Source organism: Micromonospora coxensis (assembly GCF_900090295.1).
Lineage (GTDB): Bacteria > Actinomycetota > Actinomycetes > Mycobacteriales > Micromonosporaceae > Micromonospora > Micromonospora coxensis.
The window spans coordinates 1,947,130-1,963,687 of sequence record NZ_LT607753.1 but is presented as its reverse complement, the minus strand read 5'-3'; the positions used below and the strand labels follow the sequence as shown (position 1 = coordinate 1,963,687).

The 16,558-nt window shown below is 73.0% G+C and carries 14 protein-coding genes and 1 tRNA gene; 9 read left to right on the top strand and 6 right to left on the bottom strand.

Features of this window, described 5'->3' with window-relative positions:
* Window positions 1-144 precede the first annotated feature (144 nt).
* Window positions 145-750 carry a copper resistance CopC family protein gene (locus GA0070614_RS08655; protein ID WP_088975465.1) on the top strand — a complete coding sequence of 202 codons (606 nt, stop codon included), beginning with the start codon at window positions 145-147 and terminating at the stop codon, window positions 748-750.
* Window positions 751-807: 57 nt separating this feature from the next.
* Here GA0070614_RS08655 and gltX read toward each other — a convergent pair whose 3' ends face one another.
* The 3 genes from gltX to GA0070614_RS08640 form a co-directional block, all read right to left on the bottom strand.
* Complete coding sequence (gene gltX, locus GA0070614_RS08650) at window positions 808-2,205, bottom strand: glutamate--tRNA ligase (RefSeq protein ID WP_172892576.1); 1,398 nt, start codon at window positions 2,203-2,205, stop codon at window positions 808-810.
* A gap of 191 nt (window positions 2,206-2,396) precedes the next feature.
* A complete protein-coding gene (locus tag GA0070614_RS08645) occupies window positions 2,397-3,674 on the bottom strand; it encodes an MFS transporter (protein ID WP_088975463.1) in 1,278 nt (425 codons plus the stop codon).
* Window positions 3,671-4,996: a GH1 family beta-glucosidase gene (locus GA0070614_RS08640; protein ID WP_088975462.1), complete on the bottom strand. Its 1,326-nt coding sequence runs from the start codon at window positions 4,994-4,996 to the stop codon at window positions 3,671-3,673. Before GA0070614_RS08640 ends, GA0070614_RS08645 begins: the two co-directional genes overlap by 4 nt.
* Window positions 4,997-5,181: 185 nt before the next feature.
* On the opposite strand from GA0070614_RS08640, the gene GA0070614_RS08635 reads away from it, so the two are divergent.
* The gene (locus GA0070614_RS08635) at window positions 5,182-5,628 is read left to right on the top strand and encodes an SRPBCC family protein (RefSeq protein ID WP_046570642.1); all 447 of its coding nucleotides are present in this window, start codon (window positions 5,182-5,184) and stop codon (window positions 5,626-5,628) included.
* A 90-nt stretch (window positions 5,629-5,718) separates the two neighbouring features.
* Here the strand turns inward: GA0070614_RS08635 and GA0070614_RS08630 are convergent, their stop codons facing one another.
* From GA0070614_RS08630 to aceE, 3 genes are all read right to left on the bottom strand, one after another.
* Window positions 5,719-6,633: a hypothetical protein gene (locus GA0070614_RS08630; RefSeq protein ID WP_088975461.1), complete on the bottom strand. Its 915-nt coding sequence runs from the start codon at window positions 6,631-6,633 to the stop codon at window positions 5,719-5,721.
* Complete coding sequence (locus GA0070614_RS08625) at window positions 6,630-7,919, bottom strand: choice-of-anchor B family protein (RefSeq protein ID WP_088975460.1); 1,290 nt, start codon at window positions 7,917-7,919, stop codon at window positions 6,630-6,632. Before GA0070614_RS08625 ends, GA0070614_RS08630 begins: the two co-directional genes overlap by 4 nt.
* 261 nt (window positions 7,920-8,180) lie before the next feature.
* A complete protein-coding gene (gene aceE, locus GA0070614_RS08620) occupies window positions 8,181-10,919 on the bottom strand; it encodes a pyruvate dehydrogenase (acetyl-transferring), homodimeric type (protein WP_088975459.1) in 2,739 nt (912 codons plus the stop codon).
* 183 nt (window positions 10,920-11,102) lie between these two features.
* On the opposite strand from aceE, the gene GA0070614_RS08615 reads away from it, so the two are divergent.
* The 7 genes from GA0070614_RS08615 (at window position 11,103) to GA0070614_RS08585 (ending at window position 16,547) form a co-directional block, all read left to right on the top strand.
* Entirely contained in the window at window positions 11,103-11,489 is a 387-nt protein-coding gene (locus GA0070614_RS08615) for a hypothetical protein (RefSeq protein WP_172892339.1), read from the top strand.
* Window positions 11,490-11,512: 23 nt separating this feature from the next.
* Window positions 11,513-11,917, top strand: a complete 405-nt coding sequence (locus GA0070614_RS08610) for a secondary thiamine-phosphate synthase enzyme YjbQ (RefSeq protein ID WP_172892397.1) — start codon at window positions 11,513-11,515, stop codon at window positions 11,915-11,917.
* 112 nt (window positions 11,918-12,029) lie between these two features.
* A complete protein-coding gene (locus GA0070614_RS08605) occupies window positions 12,030-12,494 on the top strand; it encodes a MarR family winged helix-turn-helix transcriptional regulator (protein WP_088975456.1) in 465 nt (154 codons plus the stop codon).
* A 51-nt stretch (window positions 12,495-12,545) separates the two neighbouring features.
* Complete coding sequence (locus tag GA0070614_RS08600; RefSeq protein ID WP_088975455.1) at window positions 12,546-15,293, top strand: transketolase C-terminal domain-containing protein; 2,748 nt, start codon at window positions 12,546-12,548, stop codon at window positions 15,291-15,293.
* 111 nt (window positions 15,294-15,404) lie between these two features.
* Window positions 15,405-15,842: a DUF3052 domain-containing protein gene (locus GA0070614_RS08595; protein WP_088975454.1), complete on the top strand. Its 438-nt coding sequence runs from the start codon at window positions 15,405-15,407 to the stop codon at window positions 15,840-15,842.
* An 81-nt stretch (window positions 15,843-15,923) separates the two neighbouring features.
* A complete protein-coding gene (locus GA0070614_RS08590) occupies window positions 15,924-16,391 on the top strand; it encodes a peroxiredoxin (RefSeq protein ID WP_088975453.1) in 468 nt (155 codons plus the stop codon).
* A gap of 84 nt (window positions 16,392-16,475) precedes the next feature.
* Window positions 16,476-16,547 (top strand) — tRNA-Val (locus tag GA0070614_RS08585).
* Window positions 16,548-16,558: the final 11 nt, after the last annotated feature.

Below are 16,558 nucleotides of genomic sequence, written 5' to 3'. Positions count from 1 at the left end.
GGGCCGGGTACCCACCTTCAAAGACTCCGCAGATCGGCGTTCGGTTGCAGCTGCTGGACCAGTATGTGGAACTAATCGCGATCCGGACCCGACTAATGGTCAGCCGTTGATCAGCGGGCGGATCGTACCTTTGCGGAGGGGTTCATGGGGGGCAGGGTCCCACGGGCGGCGCGCACCGCGCCAGTGGTCATGGGCGTGGCGCTCGGTGTGTCGTTGCTGCTGCCGGCGGTGCCGGCGCTCGCGCACAACTCGCTGACCGGCAGCAATCCGGCCGACGGGGCCCGGGTGGCGAACGCGCCGGCCCGCATCGAGCTGCGGTTCCTGTCGAAGCCGGACCCGGCTACGACGAAGATCACAGTGGTCGGACCGGGCAGCGTGCCGGCCGCCGGTGGTGCGCCGAGCTTCACCGGCAGCCGGGTGAGCGTCCCCTTCGCGGCCGGCCCGGCCGGCGAGTACACCATCGGCTACCAGCTCGCCTCCAGCGACGGGCACCCGGTGAAGGGGACGGTGCGGTTCACCCTCACCACCGGCGCGTCGACCGCTCCGGGCGGGGGCGGGACCCCGACGGCGTCCACGCCGCCGCCCACCACCACCGCCCCGGCCACCACCGGGCCGGCCACCGCCGCCCCGACCGCCGCGTCGGACACCGACGACGGCGGGACACCGGTCTGGCCGTGGCTGCTCGGGGCCGGGGTGCTCGTCGCCCTGGGCGGCGCCCTGCTGCTGCGCCGCCGCGCCCCGCGCCCCTGACCCGGTACGGCGCGAGGGCCCGCCGGAGACCGGCGGGCCCTCGCTCGGGTACCTCTCTCAGACCAGGCGGGCCCGGGCGGCGCGCAACCGGGCCAGCGTGCGCTCCCGGCCGAGCACCTCCAGCGACTCGAACAGCGGCAGCCCGACGGTGCGTCCGGTCACCGCGACCCGCACCGGCGCCTGCGCCTTGCCCAGCTTGAGCCCGCGCTCCGCGCCGACCGCCTCCAGCGTCGACTTCAGCGAGTCGGCGTCCCACGAGTCCAGCCCCACGTAGCCGGCGATCGCCGCGTCGAGCAGCTCGGCGGCGCCCTCCTTCATCGCCTTGGTCCAGGCCGCCTCGTCGATCAGTGGGTCGGCCACGAAGAGGAAGTCGACGTTCGGCACGATCTCGCTGAGCACCGCGATCCGGGTCTGCGCCAGCGGGGCGACCGCCGCGAACGCCTGCGCGTCGAACTCGGCCGGCTGCCACGGCGGCGGGGCGATGGTGTCGGTGCCGGTCAGCCACGGCTGGCAGGCGGCGACGAACTCGTCCACCGGCAGCGCACGGATGTACTCGCCGTTGAACGCGCGCAGCTTCTTCTCGTCGAAGAAGGCGGGGGAGGGGTTGACCTCCTCCAGCCGGAACTCCTCCTCGATGACCGACCACGGCACGATCTCCCGGTCCCCGGAGGGGGCCCAGCCGAGCAGCATCAGGTAGTTGCGCATCGCGTCGGCGAGATAACCCTCGTCCCGGTACGCCTCCAGGGCGACCTTGTCGCGGCGCTTGGAGAGCTTCTGCCGCTTCTCGTTGACCACCACCGGCACGTGCGCCCAGACCGGCGGCTTGACCCCGAGGGCGTCCCAGAGCAGCTGCTGCTTCGGGGTGTTGGGCAGGTGCTCCTCGGCCCGGATCACGTGGGTGATCCCCATGGTCATGTCGTCCACGACGTTGGCCAGCAGGAAGACCGGGGAGCCGTCGCCACGGGCGATGACGAAGTCCTCGATGAGCTTGTTCTCGAAGGTCGGCTCACCACGGATCAGGTCGACCACCACGGTCTCACCCGTGTCGGGGGTACGGAAGCGCAGCGCGCGCCCCTCGCCCGCCGTCAGCCCCCGGTCACGGCAGAAGCCGTCGTACCCCTGGTACTGCGAGCCGGTGCGGGCCTGCACGGCCTCCCGGGTGCAGTCGCAGTAGTAGGCCCGGCCGGACTCGAACAGCCGCTGGGCGGCGGCGCGGTGCTCGCCGGCGTACGAGGACTGGAAGTACGGCCCCTCGTAGCTGCCGCGCGCGATGCCGATCCAGTCGAGCGCGGACAGGATGCCCTCGGTCCACTCGGGCTTGTTGCGCGCGGCGTCGGTGTCCTCGATGCGCAGGACGAAGACCCCGCCCTGCTGCTTGGCGTAGATCCAGTTCTGCAGCGCCGAGCGGGCGCCGCCGACGTGGAACATACCGGTCGGGGAAGGGGCGAAGCGCACACGTACCGTCACGTCCTCCAGCCTACGGCCGCGCGCGACCGCATTCCCCCAGGGGGCCGACCCACCACCCCGCGCCCCGCTCCGGGGATCCGCGCACTTTCACGGAAAGAGTGGCTATTCGACGTCGAATAGCCACTCTTTCCGTGAAAGTGCGGCTGCGAGCGGCGAGGGCGGGGCGGGGCGCGGGCGGGTCAGCGGACGGTGCGGATCTTGAGGACGAGGGCGCTGCCGAGCAGGGTGACCGCCGCGGTGACCGCGTAGAGCGTCGGGTAGCCGCCCAGGTGCACCACGATCGGGGCGGAGAGCGCCGGGCCGAGCACCTGCGGCGCGGAGTTCGCGATGTTGATCACGCCGAGGTCCTTGGCCCGGTCGGTGGCGCGCGGCAGCACCTCGGTGATCAGCGCCGCGTCCACCGACAGGTAGACCCCGTAGCCGGCGCCGAGCAGCAGCGCGGCGACGACGGCGGTGGACCAGCGCGGAGCGGCGGCGAGCAGCAGCGCGGCCACCGCCATCACCACCCCGGAGGCGATGACGAAGACCTTGCGCCGCCCGGACCGGTCGGAGAGCCGGCCGGCGACCACGGCGGTGAGCATCATCCCGGCCGTGTAGAGCAGGATCAGCACCAGCAGGGCGCCCTCGGGGTCGGGGTGGCGCACCCCGTCGGTGAGGAAGTAGAGCAGGTAGAGGGTGCCCAGGGCGTTGCCGATCTGGACCAGGAACCGGGTGATCCAGGCCCAGGCGAAGTCCGGGTGCCGGCGCGGGCTGATCCACATCGAGGCGGCCAGCGCCCGCAGCCGCAGCGGCGGCCGGTGCGTACGGGGCAGCGGGTCGTCCCGGGTGAGCAGGGCGAACGGCAGCGACAGCAGCAGCACCGCGACGGCGATCGCGGCGTACCCGGCGGCGTTGCCGGTGACCACGGCGGTGACCAGCACCGCGCCGACCACCAGCCCGAGGGCCTGCGGGATGCCGACCCAGCCGGAGACGCCGCCCCGCTGGGCGACCGGCACCCGGTCCGGGATCGCGGCGGTCAGGCTGGCCAGCATCGCGTTGAAGCACACCTGGGCGGCGACCCAGCCGAGCGCCACCCCGGCGATGGTCTGCTGCCGGGCCAGCAGCACCAGGGCGAGCGCGCCGAGCAGCGCCCCGCCGGCCGTCCAGACATGTCGCCGGCCGAACTCCCGCCCGGCCACCCGCAGGCAGGTACGGTCCGACAGCGCCCCGGCGAGCGGGTTGGCCAGCACCGCCGCCAGCGCGCCGAGCCCGGTCACCACGGCCAGCATGGCCTCCTTGTCGGCCGGGGCGATCCGTTCCACCTGCTGCGGCAGCAGCACCTGGATCGGGGTGAAGAACGCCATCCAGACGCCCAGGTTGGCGGCGAAGATCAGGCCGATCCAGCTCCGCCGGACCGGGACGACCGGCTCGGCGAGCGCCGCCGGCAGCGACGTCGGGGTCGGGTCGACGGTGGTCATCGCCGGGTGACGAGGTCGCGGTACCAGGCGTACGAGGACTTCGGGGTGCGGGCTCCGGTGGCGAAGTCGACGTGCACCAGGCCGAAGCGTTTGGTGAAGCCCTCCGCCCACTCCCAGTTGTCCAGCAGCGACCAGACGAAGTACCCGGTGACGTCGACGCCCGCCTCGATCGCCTGGTGCACGGCGCGCAGGTGCCCGTCGAGGTACGCGATGCGCTCCGGGTCGTGCACCCGGCCCGTGGCGTCCGGCGTGTCGTCGTACGCGCAGCCGCTCTCGGTGACCTGGATCGGCGGGAGGGCGTCGCCGTATCGTCCCTTCAGCCCGGTGAGCAGGTCGCGCAGCCCGTCGGGGACGACCGGCCAGTCGAAGGCGGTGCGCGGGTACCCCTCCAGGGACACCAGCTCGAAGGGGAGCGGCGAGTCCTCCTCGGCGGCCCGGATGCCGGTCGGGTTGTAGTAGTTCACCCCGAGCACGTCGAGCGGGGCGGCGATGATGTCGAGGTCGCCGTCGCGCATCCCGGCCGGCTCGATCCCGGGCGGGTAGCCGAGCCCGAGCAGCGGGTCGGTGAAGAGCCGGTTGTGCAGCGCGTCGTACGCCAGCCCGGCCGCCCGGTCGGCGTCGGTGTCGCCGTGCGCCACCACCGGCGAGTAGTTGTTGGCGATCGCCACCGGGCTGCTGCTGCGGGCGCGCAGCGCGGCGACCGCGAGCCCGTGGGCGAGGAGTTGGTGGTGGGCCACCGGGAAGGCGTCGAGGAGCAGGAAGCGGCCGGGGGCGTGTACGCCGGTGGCGTGTCCGAGGCTCATGTGGATGAACGGTTCGTTGAGGGTGATCCAGAGCTTCACCCGGTCGCCGAGGCGGGCGGCGACGAGGTCGGCGTACTCGGCGAAGCGGGCGGCGGTGTCCCGGTGCAGCCAGCCGCCGGCGTCCTCCAGCGGCTGCGGCAGGTCCCAGTGGAAGAGGGTGGCGACCGGGTCGATGCCGGCGGCGAGCAGGTCGTCGACGAGGCGCTCGTAGAAGTCCAGCCCGGCGGGGTTGGCCGGGCCGGCGCCGCCGGGCTGCACCCGGGGCCAGGAGATCGAGAACCGGTACGCCGAGACACCGAGCCCGGCCATCAGCGCGACGTCCTCGGCGTGCCGGTGGTAGTGGTCGCAGGCCACGTCGCCGGTGCTGCCGTCGGCGATCCGCCCGGGGGTGTGCGCGAAGGTGTCCCAGATGGACGGCCCGCGCCCGTCGGCGTCGGCGCCGCCCTCGATCTGGTACGCCGAGGTGGAGACTCCCCAGCGGAAGCCGGCGGGGAACGGGGGCAGCGGCGCGGTCGTCATGGACCCCTCCCGGAAACGCGAATCGTGTTCGGGACTTTAGGGGTCGCGCCGCCGTTGCGCCATAGGCCCTCGACAATGCGGGCGCAAGGGTTTTCGGCGTGTCTTTACCGAACCCGTCCGCTTACGTCCGAATTTGCGCATAGAGTGCCGAATATCGCGGATGTCCTCAGTGGGGGAAGACAGAAATGATCCTCGTGGAACGCAGTGCGCACGTGATGGCGCCGGTGGAAGCGGTCTGGGACGTCGTGCAGCGGGCCGAGCAGTTGCCGGCCTGGCTGGCGGGTGTCCGCGCGGCCGAGGTCCTCTCGGGGGAGGGCTTCGGTCGGCGACAGCTGGTCCAGGCCGGACGCGGCGCGGCGCACGAGGCCGAGGTGATCGCCTACCAGGAACCGACCCTGATCGGCTGGCGGGAGCGGGCCAAGGGCGCCGGCGCCCGGGCCGAGGCGCGCACCGAGATCTACGTCCAGCTCACTCCCGACGAGGAGGAGGGCGGGACGGTCGTGCGGCTCATCGTCGTACGGTGGCCGGCCGGACCGGTCAAGGCGGCCCTGCTCCGGCTCGGGCTGCGTCGGGTCGGCGCCGACCTGGAGGACTCGCTGGCCCGGCTCACCGATCTGGCCGCCGTCGGCTGAGCAGGCCACGTCCTCCGGCGTCACCCGCGACGGCGGTGGCCCGGCGTCCCCGCCAGGGGCGTCCGGACCACCGCCGGCTTGCGTCCGGGGTCACGCGGTGACGGTGAACGCCGCGACGTGCACGACGTCCCGGTGGCGGAACTCGAAGAACAGCCGGTAGGTGCCCGCCGACGGCACCGTCACGCCGAACGCCACCACCGACTCCGGCCGGCTGGCCGCCGCCGGGTGCACGTGCAGGTAGGCGAGGTCGCCGTGGCGCAACGCCACCAGGTGCCCGTACGCGCCCAGGTGCGGTTGCAGGTCGGCGACCGGTCGTCCGTCGCGGCCGAGCCAGACCAGCACCTGGTTCGACTCGCCGGGTCGCAGCCCGCCGTCCAGGGTGACCGTGTAGCCGTCGACCAGGATGGTCTCCTGCGGCTCGGCCGGCGGGCGGGGCGCGTACCGGCCGGGGACCGGCACGTCGACGCCCAGGGTGACCTGGCGGTCGGCGCCCTCGGGCCAGAAGTCGGCGATCGCCCGCAGCGGACCGGGCGCCTCCGGGGTGACCAGGGCCCGCCAGGTCCCGTCGGCGGCCATCTCCGGGTGCACGTGCCGGTAGCCGGTCAGGTCCCGCCCCACCAGGACCAGGTGCATCAGTCGCTCGTGGTTCAGCCGGAACCGGGTCACCGGCGCGCCCGCCGCGTCGGTGATGCGGAAGGCCAGCTCGCCCGGACGGCCGGCGGTCAGCGCGGGGGTGTCCAGCACGAGGGTCCAGCCGTCGCGCGAGACCTGCAACCCGGCCGGGCCGTGGTCGGCGTGCGCGGCCGGACCCGTCGTCGCGGACCGGGCCGGCGCCGGCGCGGCGCCGAACCGTCCCGCCACGAAGCCGAGCGTCAGGGTCAGCCCGAGGACCAGGGCGGCGGCCAGGTACCGGTGGGCCCGGCCGCCGGCCGGGCGGGGGCGCCACGGGGGCGCCCCCTCGGCTCGGTCGGCGGCCAGCACCGGCCGGTCACTGGTCGCGGTCACGACAACCGGGGCTGCAGGACGAAGAGCCCCTGCTCGATGCCGCTGACCACCACGGTCCCGCTGGGGAAGTACGGGTAGACGCTCCACGCCCCGTTCATCGAGCTGCTGTTGCTCGACGGGTAGACGTCGAAGTACCCGGCCTCCGTCGCGCGCCCGGCCGACACGTCCCGCAGGTCCAGGATGCGCAGCCCGGCCCGGTAGTTGGCCTGGTAGCTGTGGTTGCCCTTGACGTACTGGTTGTGGTCGGTGGCCGCCACTCCGGCCGGCGCGCTGTAGGTGCCGATGTGCCGGGGCGCGTCCAGGTCGGCCAGGTCCCAGATGTACGTCTGGGTGTTCACCCCGCGCCGGGACTCGTCCAGCTCGTCGTCGAGCAGGAAGTACCGCTGGTCGGCGGTGAACCAGCCCTGGTGGGTGTACGCCCGGCCGGTGTAGCCGATCCGGGCCAGCTGGCGGGGCGACGACTTGCTGGTCACGTCCGCCACGGTGACGGTGTCCTCGTTGGAGCTGACGCAGATCTCCCGGCCGGTGTAGGTGGTGTCCGGGCCGCGGTAGACGACGCACTGGGTGTCGTGGGTGTACCCGTCGTTGCTGACGCAGCCGGCCTGCACCGGCGACTTCGGGTTGCGGATGTCGACCATGTGCAGTCCGCCGGAGCAGGTGTTCGACCCCACCGCGTACGCGTAGCCGGTCTCCTCGTTGATCGCGATGTTGTGCGAGTTGCCGAACCGGTTGTACTGCGCGTCCGAGGTCCAGGTCTTCGGCGTGGTGACGCCGCGCAGCCGGGTCAGGTCGAAGACCTGCATCCCGTGGCCCGACACGTCGGCCACCACGTACGCGTGGTTCCTGTACACCTTGATGTCGCGCCAGATCGCCGTCCGGTTCTGGTACGCGGGCAGGTTGCCCAGGTAGACCGGCGCGGTCGGGTTGGACACGTCCACGAACGAGGTGCCGTTGCGCCGCCCGACCAGCGCGTACTCCTTGCCGGTCTGGCTGTCCGTCCAGCCCCAGATGTCGTTGGCCTGGCTGCCCCCGATGGTGCTCAGCGGCATGAACGACAGCAGGTCGACGTTGCGGCAGGGGTACCCGGCCGCCTGCCCGTTGGTGCAGGTGGCGGCCGCGGCGGCGGCCAACTGCTGGGTCGGCTCGCGCTGCGCCATGAACTCCTGGGCCGAGGCACGCCCGGCGGGCGTGTCCGGCGAGTGCGCCACGGTGGGCGCTCCCGGCCCGAGCAGCGACACCGCCAGGGCGCCGACCGCCAGGGCCATTCCGATCCGGACGACTCTCATGCCGTCTCCCTACCGTCGCACCCGGCGTGGCGTCGGTGTCCCGAGCGGCGGGTGGACGGGCGCGACGGGAGCATCCACCGGACCGGTCCGGGGCGACGCGGCGTCACGCGACGCCCCGGAGGCGCCGACATTTATCGAGAAGTGTGGATGCAAAGGATCGGTGGGGGCAAGGCGCGCGGTGGATACCGGTTGCGTCATACCGCCGCGCACGCGAAGGGGCCCGGCGCGCGGTGCGCCGGGCCCCTGTCGGGTACGCGGGAACTAGCTGTCGCCGCCGGTCTCGCCGACCGGGGCCGCGTTGACGTCCTCGATGGCGTACTTCTTGGCCGCCTCGGCCGGCACGTTCGCCGGCACCGTGCCGCGCAGCGCGAGCTGCCGCAGCGTCGCCACCGCCACCGACTCGGCGTCGACGTGGAAGTGCCGGCGCAGCGCGTGCCGGGTGTCCGACATGCCGAAGCCGTCGGTGCCGAGCGAGGTGTAGTCGCCGGGCACCCAGCGGGCGATCAGGTCCGGCACCGCGCGCATCCAGTCGCTGACCGCGACCTTCGGCCCGTCGGCGTCGGCCAGCTTCTGCTGCACGTACGGCACCCGAGGCTCGCCGCCCGGGTTGAGCAGGTTGTGCTCCTCGCACTGCACCGCGTCGCGGCGCAGCTCCGTCCACGAGGTCACCGACCAGACGTCGGCGGCCACCCCCCAGTCCTGGGCGAGCAGCTGCTGCGCCTTCAGCGCCCACTGCATGCCGGTGCCGGAGGCCAGGATGTTGGCCCGCGGGCCGTCGACCTGCGGGGCCGGGGAGTACCGGTAGATGCCCTTGAGCAGCCCCTCGACGTCCACCTCGGCCGGCTCGGCCGGCTGGTGGATCGGCTCGTTGTAGACGGTGAGGTAGTAGAAGATGTTCTCCTGCTGCTCGCCGTACATCCGGTGCAGGCCGTTCTCCACGATGTGCGCGATCTCGAACGCGAACGCCGGGTCGTAGGCGACCACCGCCGGGTTGGTGGCGGCGAGCAGCAGCGAGTGGCCGTCCTCGTGCTGCAGGCCCTCACCGTTGAGCGTGGTCCGGCCGGCCGTCGCGCCGAGCACGAAACCGCGCGCCATCTGGTCCGCCGCCGCCCAGAAGCCGTCGCCGGTGCGCTGGAACCCGAACATCGAGTAGAAGATGTACATCGGGATCATCGGCTCGTCGTGGGTGGCGTACGAGGTGCCGGCGGCGGTGAACGAGGCGACCGAGCCGGCCTCGTTGATCCCCTCGTGCAGGATCTGCCCCGCGGTGGACTCCTTGTACGACAGGAACAGCTCCCGGTCGACCGAGGTGTAGCGCTGGCCGTGCGGCGAGTAGATCTTCGCGGTCGGGAAGATCGAGTCCAGGCCGAAGGTGCGCGCCTCGTCCGGGATGATCGGCACCCAGCGCTTGCCGAACTCCTTGTCCTTCATCACGTCCTTGAGCAGGCGGACGAAGGCCATGGTGGTGGCCACCTTCTGCTTGCCCGAGCCGCGCTTGATGTCGGAGAACCGCTCCGAGCCGGGAATGGCCAGCGACTTGAACGTGGTCCGCCGCGACGGCAGGTAGCCACCGAGCTGCTGACGCCGCTCCTTGAGGTACGCCATCTCGTCGGACTTCTCGCCCGGGTTCAGGTACGGCGGGAGGTACGGGTTCTCCTCCAGGACCTTGTCCGGGACGTCCAGGTAGAGCCGGTCGCGGAAGAGCTTGAGGTCCTCCAGCGTCAGCTTCTTCATCTGGTGGGTGGCGTTGCGGCCCTCGAAGTGCGAGCCGAGCGTCCAGCCCTTGATCGTCTTGGCCAGGATGACCGTCGGCTGCCCGGTGTGCTCGGTCGCCGCCTTGTACGCCGCGTAGAGCTTGCGGTAGTCGTGGCCGCCCCGCTTGAGGTTCCAGATCTCGTCGTCGCTCAGGTGCTCGACCATCTTGCGGGTCCGCTGGTCGCGGCCGAAGAAGTGCTCCCGCACGTACGCCCCGGACTCCGCCTTGTAGGTCTGGTAGTCGCCGTCGGGCGTGGTGTTCATCAGGTTGACCAGCGCGCCGTCGGTGTCCGCGGCGAGCAGCGGGTCCCACTCCCGGCCCCAGACCACCTTGATGACGTTCCAGCCGGCGCCCCGGAAGAACGCCTCCAGCTCCTGCATGACCTTGCCGTTGCCGCGGACCGGGCCGTCCAGCCGCTGGAGGTTGCAGTTGATCACGAAGGTGAGGTTGTCCAGCTCCTCGCGGGCGGCCACCCCGATCGCGCCGAGGGTCTCCGGCTCGTCCATCTCACCGTCGCCGAGGAACGCCCAGACGTGCTGGTCGGAGGTGTCCTTGATGCCCCGGTGGTGCAGGTAGCGGTTGAACCGCGCCTGGTAGATCGCGTTCAGGCCGCCCAGGCCCATGGACACCGTGGGGAACTCCCAGAAGTCCGGCATCAGCCGCGGGTGCGGGTACGACGGCAGCCCGCCGCCCGGGTGGGACAGCTCCTGGCGGAAGCCGTCGAGCTGGTGCTCGGTCAGCCGGCCCTCCAGGAACGCCCGGGCGTACATGCCGGGGGAGGCGTGACCCTGGTAGAAGATGTGGTCGCCGCCGCCGGGGTGGTTCTTGCCCCGGAAGAAGTGGTTGAAGCCGACCTCGTAGAGCGAGGCGGAGCTGGCGAAGGTGGAGATGTGTCCGCCGACGCCGATCTCCGGGCGCTGCGCCCGGTGCACCAGCATCGCCGCGTTCCACCGCACGTACGCCCGGATCCGGCGCTCGACGTGCTCGTCACCCGGGAACCACGGCTCGCGCTCCGGCGGGATGGTGTTGATGTAGTCGGTGGTGGTCAGCGACGGCACCCCGACCTGGCGCTCGCGGGCCCGCTCCAGCAGGCGCAGCATGACGTAGCGGGCGCGTTTGGTCCCGCGCTCGTCGATGACACCGTCGAGCGACTCGACCCATTCGCCGGTCTCTTCAGGGTCGATGTCCGGAAGCTGGCTCGGCAGACCAGCGGTGATCACCGGGCGCTTGCGTTCCGTAGCCACAGGCGTTCCCTCGGTTGTGTGTGGGATAGGTCTCTAGCGCCATCCTGCCCCCTGTTGGCACTCGTCGTCACGCCCACCGCCCGGAGACGCGACGCTCGACACAGGTACCCACCAGTAACTTTGCGCGATCGGGCGGGCCGCCGCTCCGGCCGCCGGCTTGCCGCTGCCGCCTACCCTCCGGGCATGCGATGGCAGGTGGCGTCCCTCGGGCTGGTGACGACCGGTGCCGGGCTCGCCGGGATCGTCCTGGGAGTGGTCGGCCTGGCCCTGGGGAGGGTGGAGATGGTGGGTTTCCTCGTGCTGGGCGTCTTCGCGCTGCTGCTGGTCGTCGGGTTGGCGCGGGACGCCCGCCGGGCCCGTGGCCGCCGCCCGGCCCGCCACGACGTGGGCGGTTACTCCGGCTACGGCGTCGCCGACCCCGGCGCGGCGTCCTCCGACCCGCGCTGCTCCGACGACGGGTCGGAGCGCTCCGGCGGCGGGTGGGGCTGGGGGGACTCCGGCGGCGGGAGCTGGGGCGACTCCGGTGGCGGCTCGGGGGGCGGCTCGGACGGTGGCGGCGGCAGCTGCTGAGCGGGTGCGGCAGAATGCGCCCTATGCGCAGTGAGGTGATCACGGTCCGGACCGGCTCCCGGCCCACCGTCCTGGACATCACCGCCGAGGCCGAGCGGTTCGTCTCCGGGCAGGGCGACGGGCTGCTGCACGTCTTCGTGCCGCACGCCACCGCCGGCCTGGCGATCATCGAGACCGGCGCCGGCTCCGACGACGACCTGCTGCGGGCCCTCGACGACCTGCTCCCCACCGACGACCGCTGGCGGCACCGGCACGGCTCGCCCGGGCACGGGCGCGACCACGTGCTGCCCGCGTTCGTCCCGCCGTACGCGACGCTGCCGGTGCTCGGCGGGCGGCTCCAGCTCGGCACCTGGCAGTCGATCTGCCTGGTCGACACCAACGGCGACAACCCGAGCCGGCAGGTCCGCTTCTCCTTCCTCCCCGGCTGACGCCGGCCCGGCCGCCGCACCGGTCGTACCGCGACACGCCGCGAACGCTGGTCGCGTCACCCCGCCCGACAGTGGAGTGGGTCAATTGTTGCGCGTACGTACCATCGTCGGCATGACTGACAGCGTCGGGGTCGACCCGGGCGACCGCGCCGAACTGGCCGGGGACGCGGTCCGGCGGATCATGCACATCGCCGCCGCCATCCGGCACCACCAGGACGTGGAGATCGCCGGGCTGGGACTGACACCGGCCGCCGCCCGCGCCCTGCACCAGCTCGACCCGGACCGTCCGTCGCCCGCCCGGGACCTCGCCGAGCAGCTGCGCTGCGACCGGTCCAACGTGACCGCCCTGGTCGACAAGCTGGAGCAGGCCGGGCTGGTGGAACGCCGGCTCGACCCCGCCGACCGGCGGCAGAAGACACTGGTGGTCACCGAGGCGGGCCGCCGGATGCGGGAGCGGGTGCACCGGGTGGTGTCCGACTCCCGGCTGCTCGCCCCGCTCAGCACCGGGGAACTGGCCGCCCTGCGCGAGCTGGTGTGGAAGGTCTCCGACGGTGGCTGCCCGGAGGGTGAGGTGTGAGACCGCCCGGGCGGATCGTGTCTGAGTGGGCGACCCTGGCCTCCGTCGGTAATGCTGATCGACGTGACCACCCCGCAAGATCTCGACGACCGGTTCCGGGAGACGCTGGGCGCGCTGCCCGAGCCCGAGCGGCGGCGTGACCCGGCCGAACCGGTGCGCGCGGGCGCCGCGCTGACCGGGCGGCACCTGCTCGCCCTCTTCGACGCCCAGGTCACCAGCCGCCAGCTCGACCTGGCCGGGCGCTGGCTGCGCAGCTTCGACGAGGGCTACTACACCATCGGCTCGGCCGGCCACGAGGCAAACGCGGCGGTCGCCGCCGCGCTGCGCCCCACCGACCCGGCGCTGCTGCACTACCGCTCGGGGGCGTTCTACTGCACCCGCGCCGCCCAGGCCGCCGGCGAGTTCCCCGCCCCGCGCCCCGCCGACGGCACGCCCACCTCCGGTGGCCCCGTCGCTGCCGCCGACTTCGACGACGGCGGTACGGCCGGCTCCGGCGGCCCCGACGACGGCGTGTCCGGCTCCGGCGGTCCCACGGCTGCGGACGGACCGGACCAGTCCGCCGCCCACGACCCCGACGACGCGGCGGACCGGACGGGTGGCGCGCCGGAGCACGCCGCCGGTACCGGCCCCGCCACCCCTGCCGTCGCCGAGGCCGGCGGGCTGACCGGCACCGTGACGGCGGGCTACCGGGTCGGGGCGGACGGCACCGCCGAGGCGGTCACCGTGGAGCTGCCGGCCGATCCGCCGTCCGCCGACGACGCGGCGGCGGCGCGCCCCGACGCCGGCACGGCACCGGAACGACGGGGCGAGGCCGCCGCCGAGGGCGCACCGGGCGGACCCGACGACGACGCGTACGCGGACGCGGCCCGGGACGTGCTGCGCGGCATGGTCGCCTCGGCGCGGGAGCCGATCGCCGGGGGCCGGCACAAGGTCTTCGGCCGGGCCGACCTGGCCGTCGTGCCGACCACCTCGACGATCGCCTCGCACCTGCCCCGGGCGGTCGGCCTCGGGCTCGCCCTGGAACGGCTGCGCCGGGTGGAGACCGCCGGCCGGCGCGGCGGCGACAGCCCGCTGCGCTCGCCCTGGCCCCGGGACGCCATCGTGGTCTGCTCCTTCGGCGACGCCTCGGTCAACCACGCCAGCGCCACCGCCGCGCTGAACACCGCCGGCTGGTACGACCACACCGGACTGCGCATCCCGGTGCTCTTCCTCTGCGAGGACAACGGCCTCGGCATCAGCGTCCGCTCGCCGGAGGGCTGGGTCGAGCGGGCGTTGCGGGCACGTCCCGGGGTGCGGTACTTCGCCGCCGACGGCGCGGACCCGGTCGGCACGTACGCGGTGGCGGCCGAGGCCGCGGCCTGGGTACGGCGGCACCGGCGGCCGGCGGTGCTGCACCTGCGCACGGTACGGCTGATGGGACACGCGGGCGCGGACGCCGAGACCGCGTACCGCAGCACCGCCGAGATCACCGCCGACGAGGCGCGCGACCCGCTGCTGGCCACCGCCCGGACGCTGGTGGAGGCGGGCATGGCCACCGGGGAGGAGCTGCTCACCCGGTACGACGAACGCGGCTGGCAGGTCCGCCGGATCGCCGAGGAGGTGCTGGACGAGCCGAAGCTGGGCAGCGTCGCCGAGGTGGTGGCCCCGCTCGCGCCGCGCCGGCCGGCCCGGGTCGCCGCCACGGTGGCCGAGTCGGCCGCCCGGGCCGCCGGTCCGGGCGCCGCCGCCCGGGCCGAGGTGTTCGGCGGGAAGCCGCCGGAGCTGGCCGGCCCGCTCACCCTCGCGCAGAGCGTCAACGCGGCGCTCGCCGACGCGATGCTGGCCCACCCCGGCATGGCGGTCTTCGGCGAGGACGTCGCCGCCAAGGGTGGGGTGTACGGGGTGACGAAGGGGCTGCGCGAGAAGTTCGGCGCGGCCCGGGTCTTCGACACGCTGCTCGACGAGACGTCGGTGCTCGGGCTCGGTCTGGGCGCCGGGCTGGCCGGGATGCTGCCGGTGCCGGAGATCCAGTACCTGGCGTACCTGCACAACGCCGAGGACCAGTTGCGCGGCGAGGCGGCCACCATGCAGTTCTTCTCCCAGGGTGCGTTCCGCAACCCGATGGTGGTGCGGGTGCCGGGGCTGGCGTACCAGGAGGGCTTCGGGGGGCACTTCCACAACGACAACTCGGTGGCCGTACTCCGGGACGTGCCCGGCCTGGTGATCGCGGTGCCGGCGCGGCCGGACGACGCCGCGCCCCTGCTGCGGACCTGCCTGGCCGCCGCGGCGGTGGACGGCACGGTGAGCGTCCTGCTGGAGCCCATCGCCCTCTACCACGTCCGTGACCTGTACGAGCCGGGTGACGGCGAGTGGCTCGGGCAGTACGCCGAACCGGGGGCGTGGGCGGCCGGGCACGTGCCGATCGGCCGGGCCCGGGTCTACGGCGTCGGCTCGGCCGAGGACGTCACGATCCTCACCTTCGGTAACGGGGTGCGGATGTCGCTGCGCGCGGCGGCCACCCTCGCCGACGAGGGGATCGGCACCCGGGTGGTGGACCTGCGCTGGCTGGCCCCGCTGCCGGTGGCGGACATCATCCGGGAGGCGTCGGCGACCGGCCGGGTGCTGGTGGTGGACGAGACACGCCGCTCCGGCGGGGTGGGCGAGGGGATCATCGCGGCCCTGGTCGATGCCGGATATGTCGGAGCCGCGCGGCGGGTAGCTGCAATCGACTCGTTTGTACCATTAGGCCCGGCGGCGCGTCAGGTTCTCGTCTCCGAGGAAGCCATTACCCAGGGTGCCCGCGCGCTGCTGGCACGGTAAATTCCGTTCCACCCGGTGCGCCACTTGCGCGGGGAGCCGCAACTGTGTGGACTTGGCCCGACGGCGTCGACGACGCAGTCGGGCGAGGATGAGATGAGGAGGCACGCGACAGTGAGCGCGACCGCTGGTCAGGCCGCCGACGGGGTACGCAGCCTGGCGGACCGGTTCGGGATCGAGCCGGGGATGGTCGTCATGGAGATGGGGTACGACGACGACGTCGACCAGGATCTCCGCGACGCCCTTACCGACCGCTGTGGAGATCTGGTCGACGAGGACACCGACGAGGTGGTCGACGCGGTGCTGGTGTGGTACCGCGACGGCGACGGTGACCTCTTCGAACTCCTCGTCGACGCCCTCGGCCCGCTGGCCGACGCCGGTGTCGTGTGGCTGCTGACCCCGAAGGCCGGCCGCGACGGGCACGTCGAGCCGAGCGAGGTCGCCGAGTCGGCGCAGACCGCCGGCCTCCAGCAGACCTCCACCGTGAACGCCGGTCGGGACTGGAGCGGCGCCCGCCTCGTGCTGCGGCGTGGCTCCAAGGGCAAGAAGTAGCCCGAGCGCCGTGGCCCGGCGGCGGTCGCCGCCGGGTGTGGCAGGCTGATGCCACCTCCAGAATCGACCCAAGGAGCTCGCATGCCGATCGAGGTTGGCGCCGAGGCGCCCGACTTCGTGCTCAAGGACCAGAACAACCAGGAGGTCCGGCTCTCGGACTACCGGGGCAGGCGCACCGTGCTGCTGGTCTTCTACCCGCTCGCCTTCACCGGCATCTGCCAGGGTGAGCTCTGCGAGGTGCGGGACAACCTCAACGAGTACGTCAACGACGACGTCCAGGTCCTCACCGTCAGCGTGGACTCGGTCTACGCCCACAAGATCTGGGCCGACAAGGAGGGCTACCAGTTCCCGCTGCTGGCCGACTTCTGGCCGCACGGGGCGGTCGCCCAGGCGTACGGCGTCTTCAACGACGTGGCGGGCATCGCCAACCGGGGCACGTTCGTGATCGACAAGGCCGGCGTGGTCCGGTTCGCCGAGATGAACATGCCGGGCGAGGCGCGCGACCAGCAGGGCTGGCGCAAGGCCCTCGCCGAGGCCGTCGCCGGCTGACGTCCCCACCGGGCACACCGTTCGACCGGGCCGGAGGCCGGCAGGTAAGCTTGCCACCCTCCGGCCCGCCGTACGGGGCGTTCCGGGCGCGTAGCTCAGTGGGAGAGCACTCGCCTTACAAGCGAGGGGTCGCAGGTTCGAAACCTGCCGCGCCCACCCTTCACCAC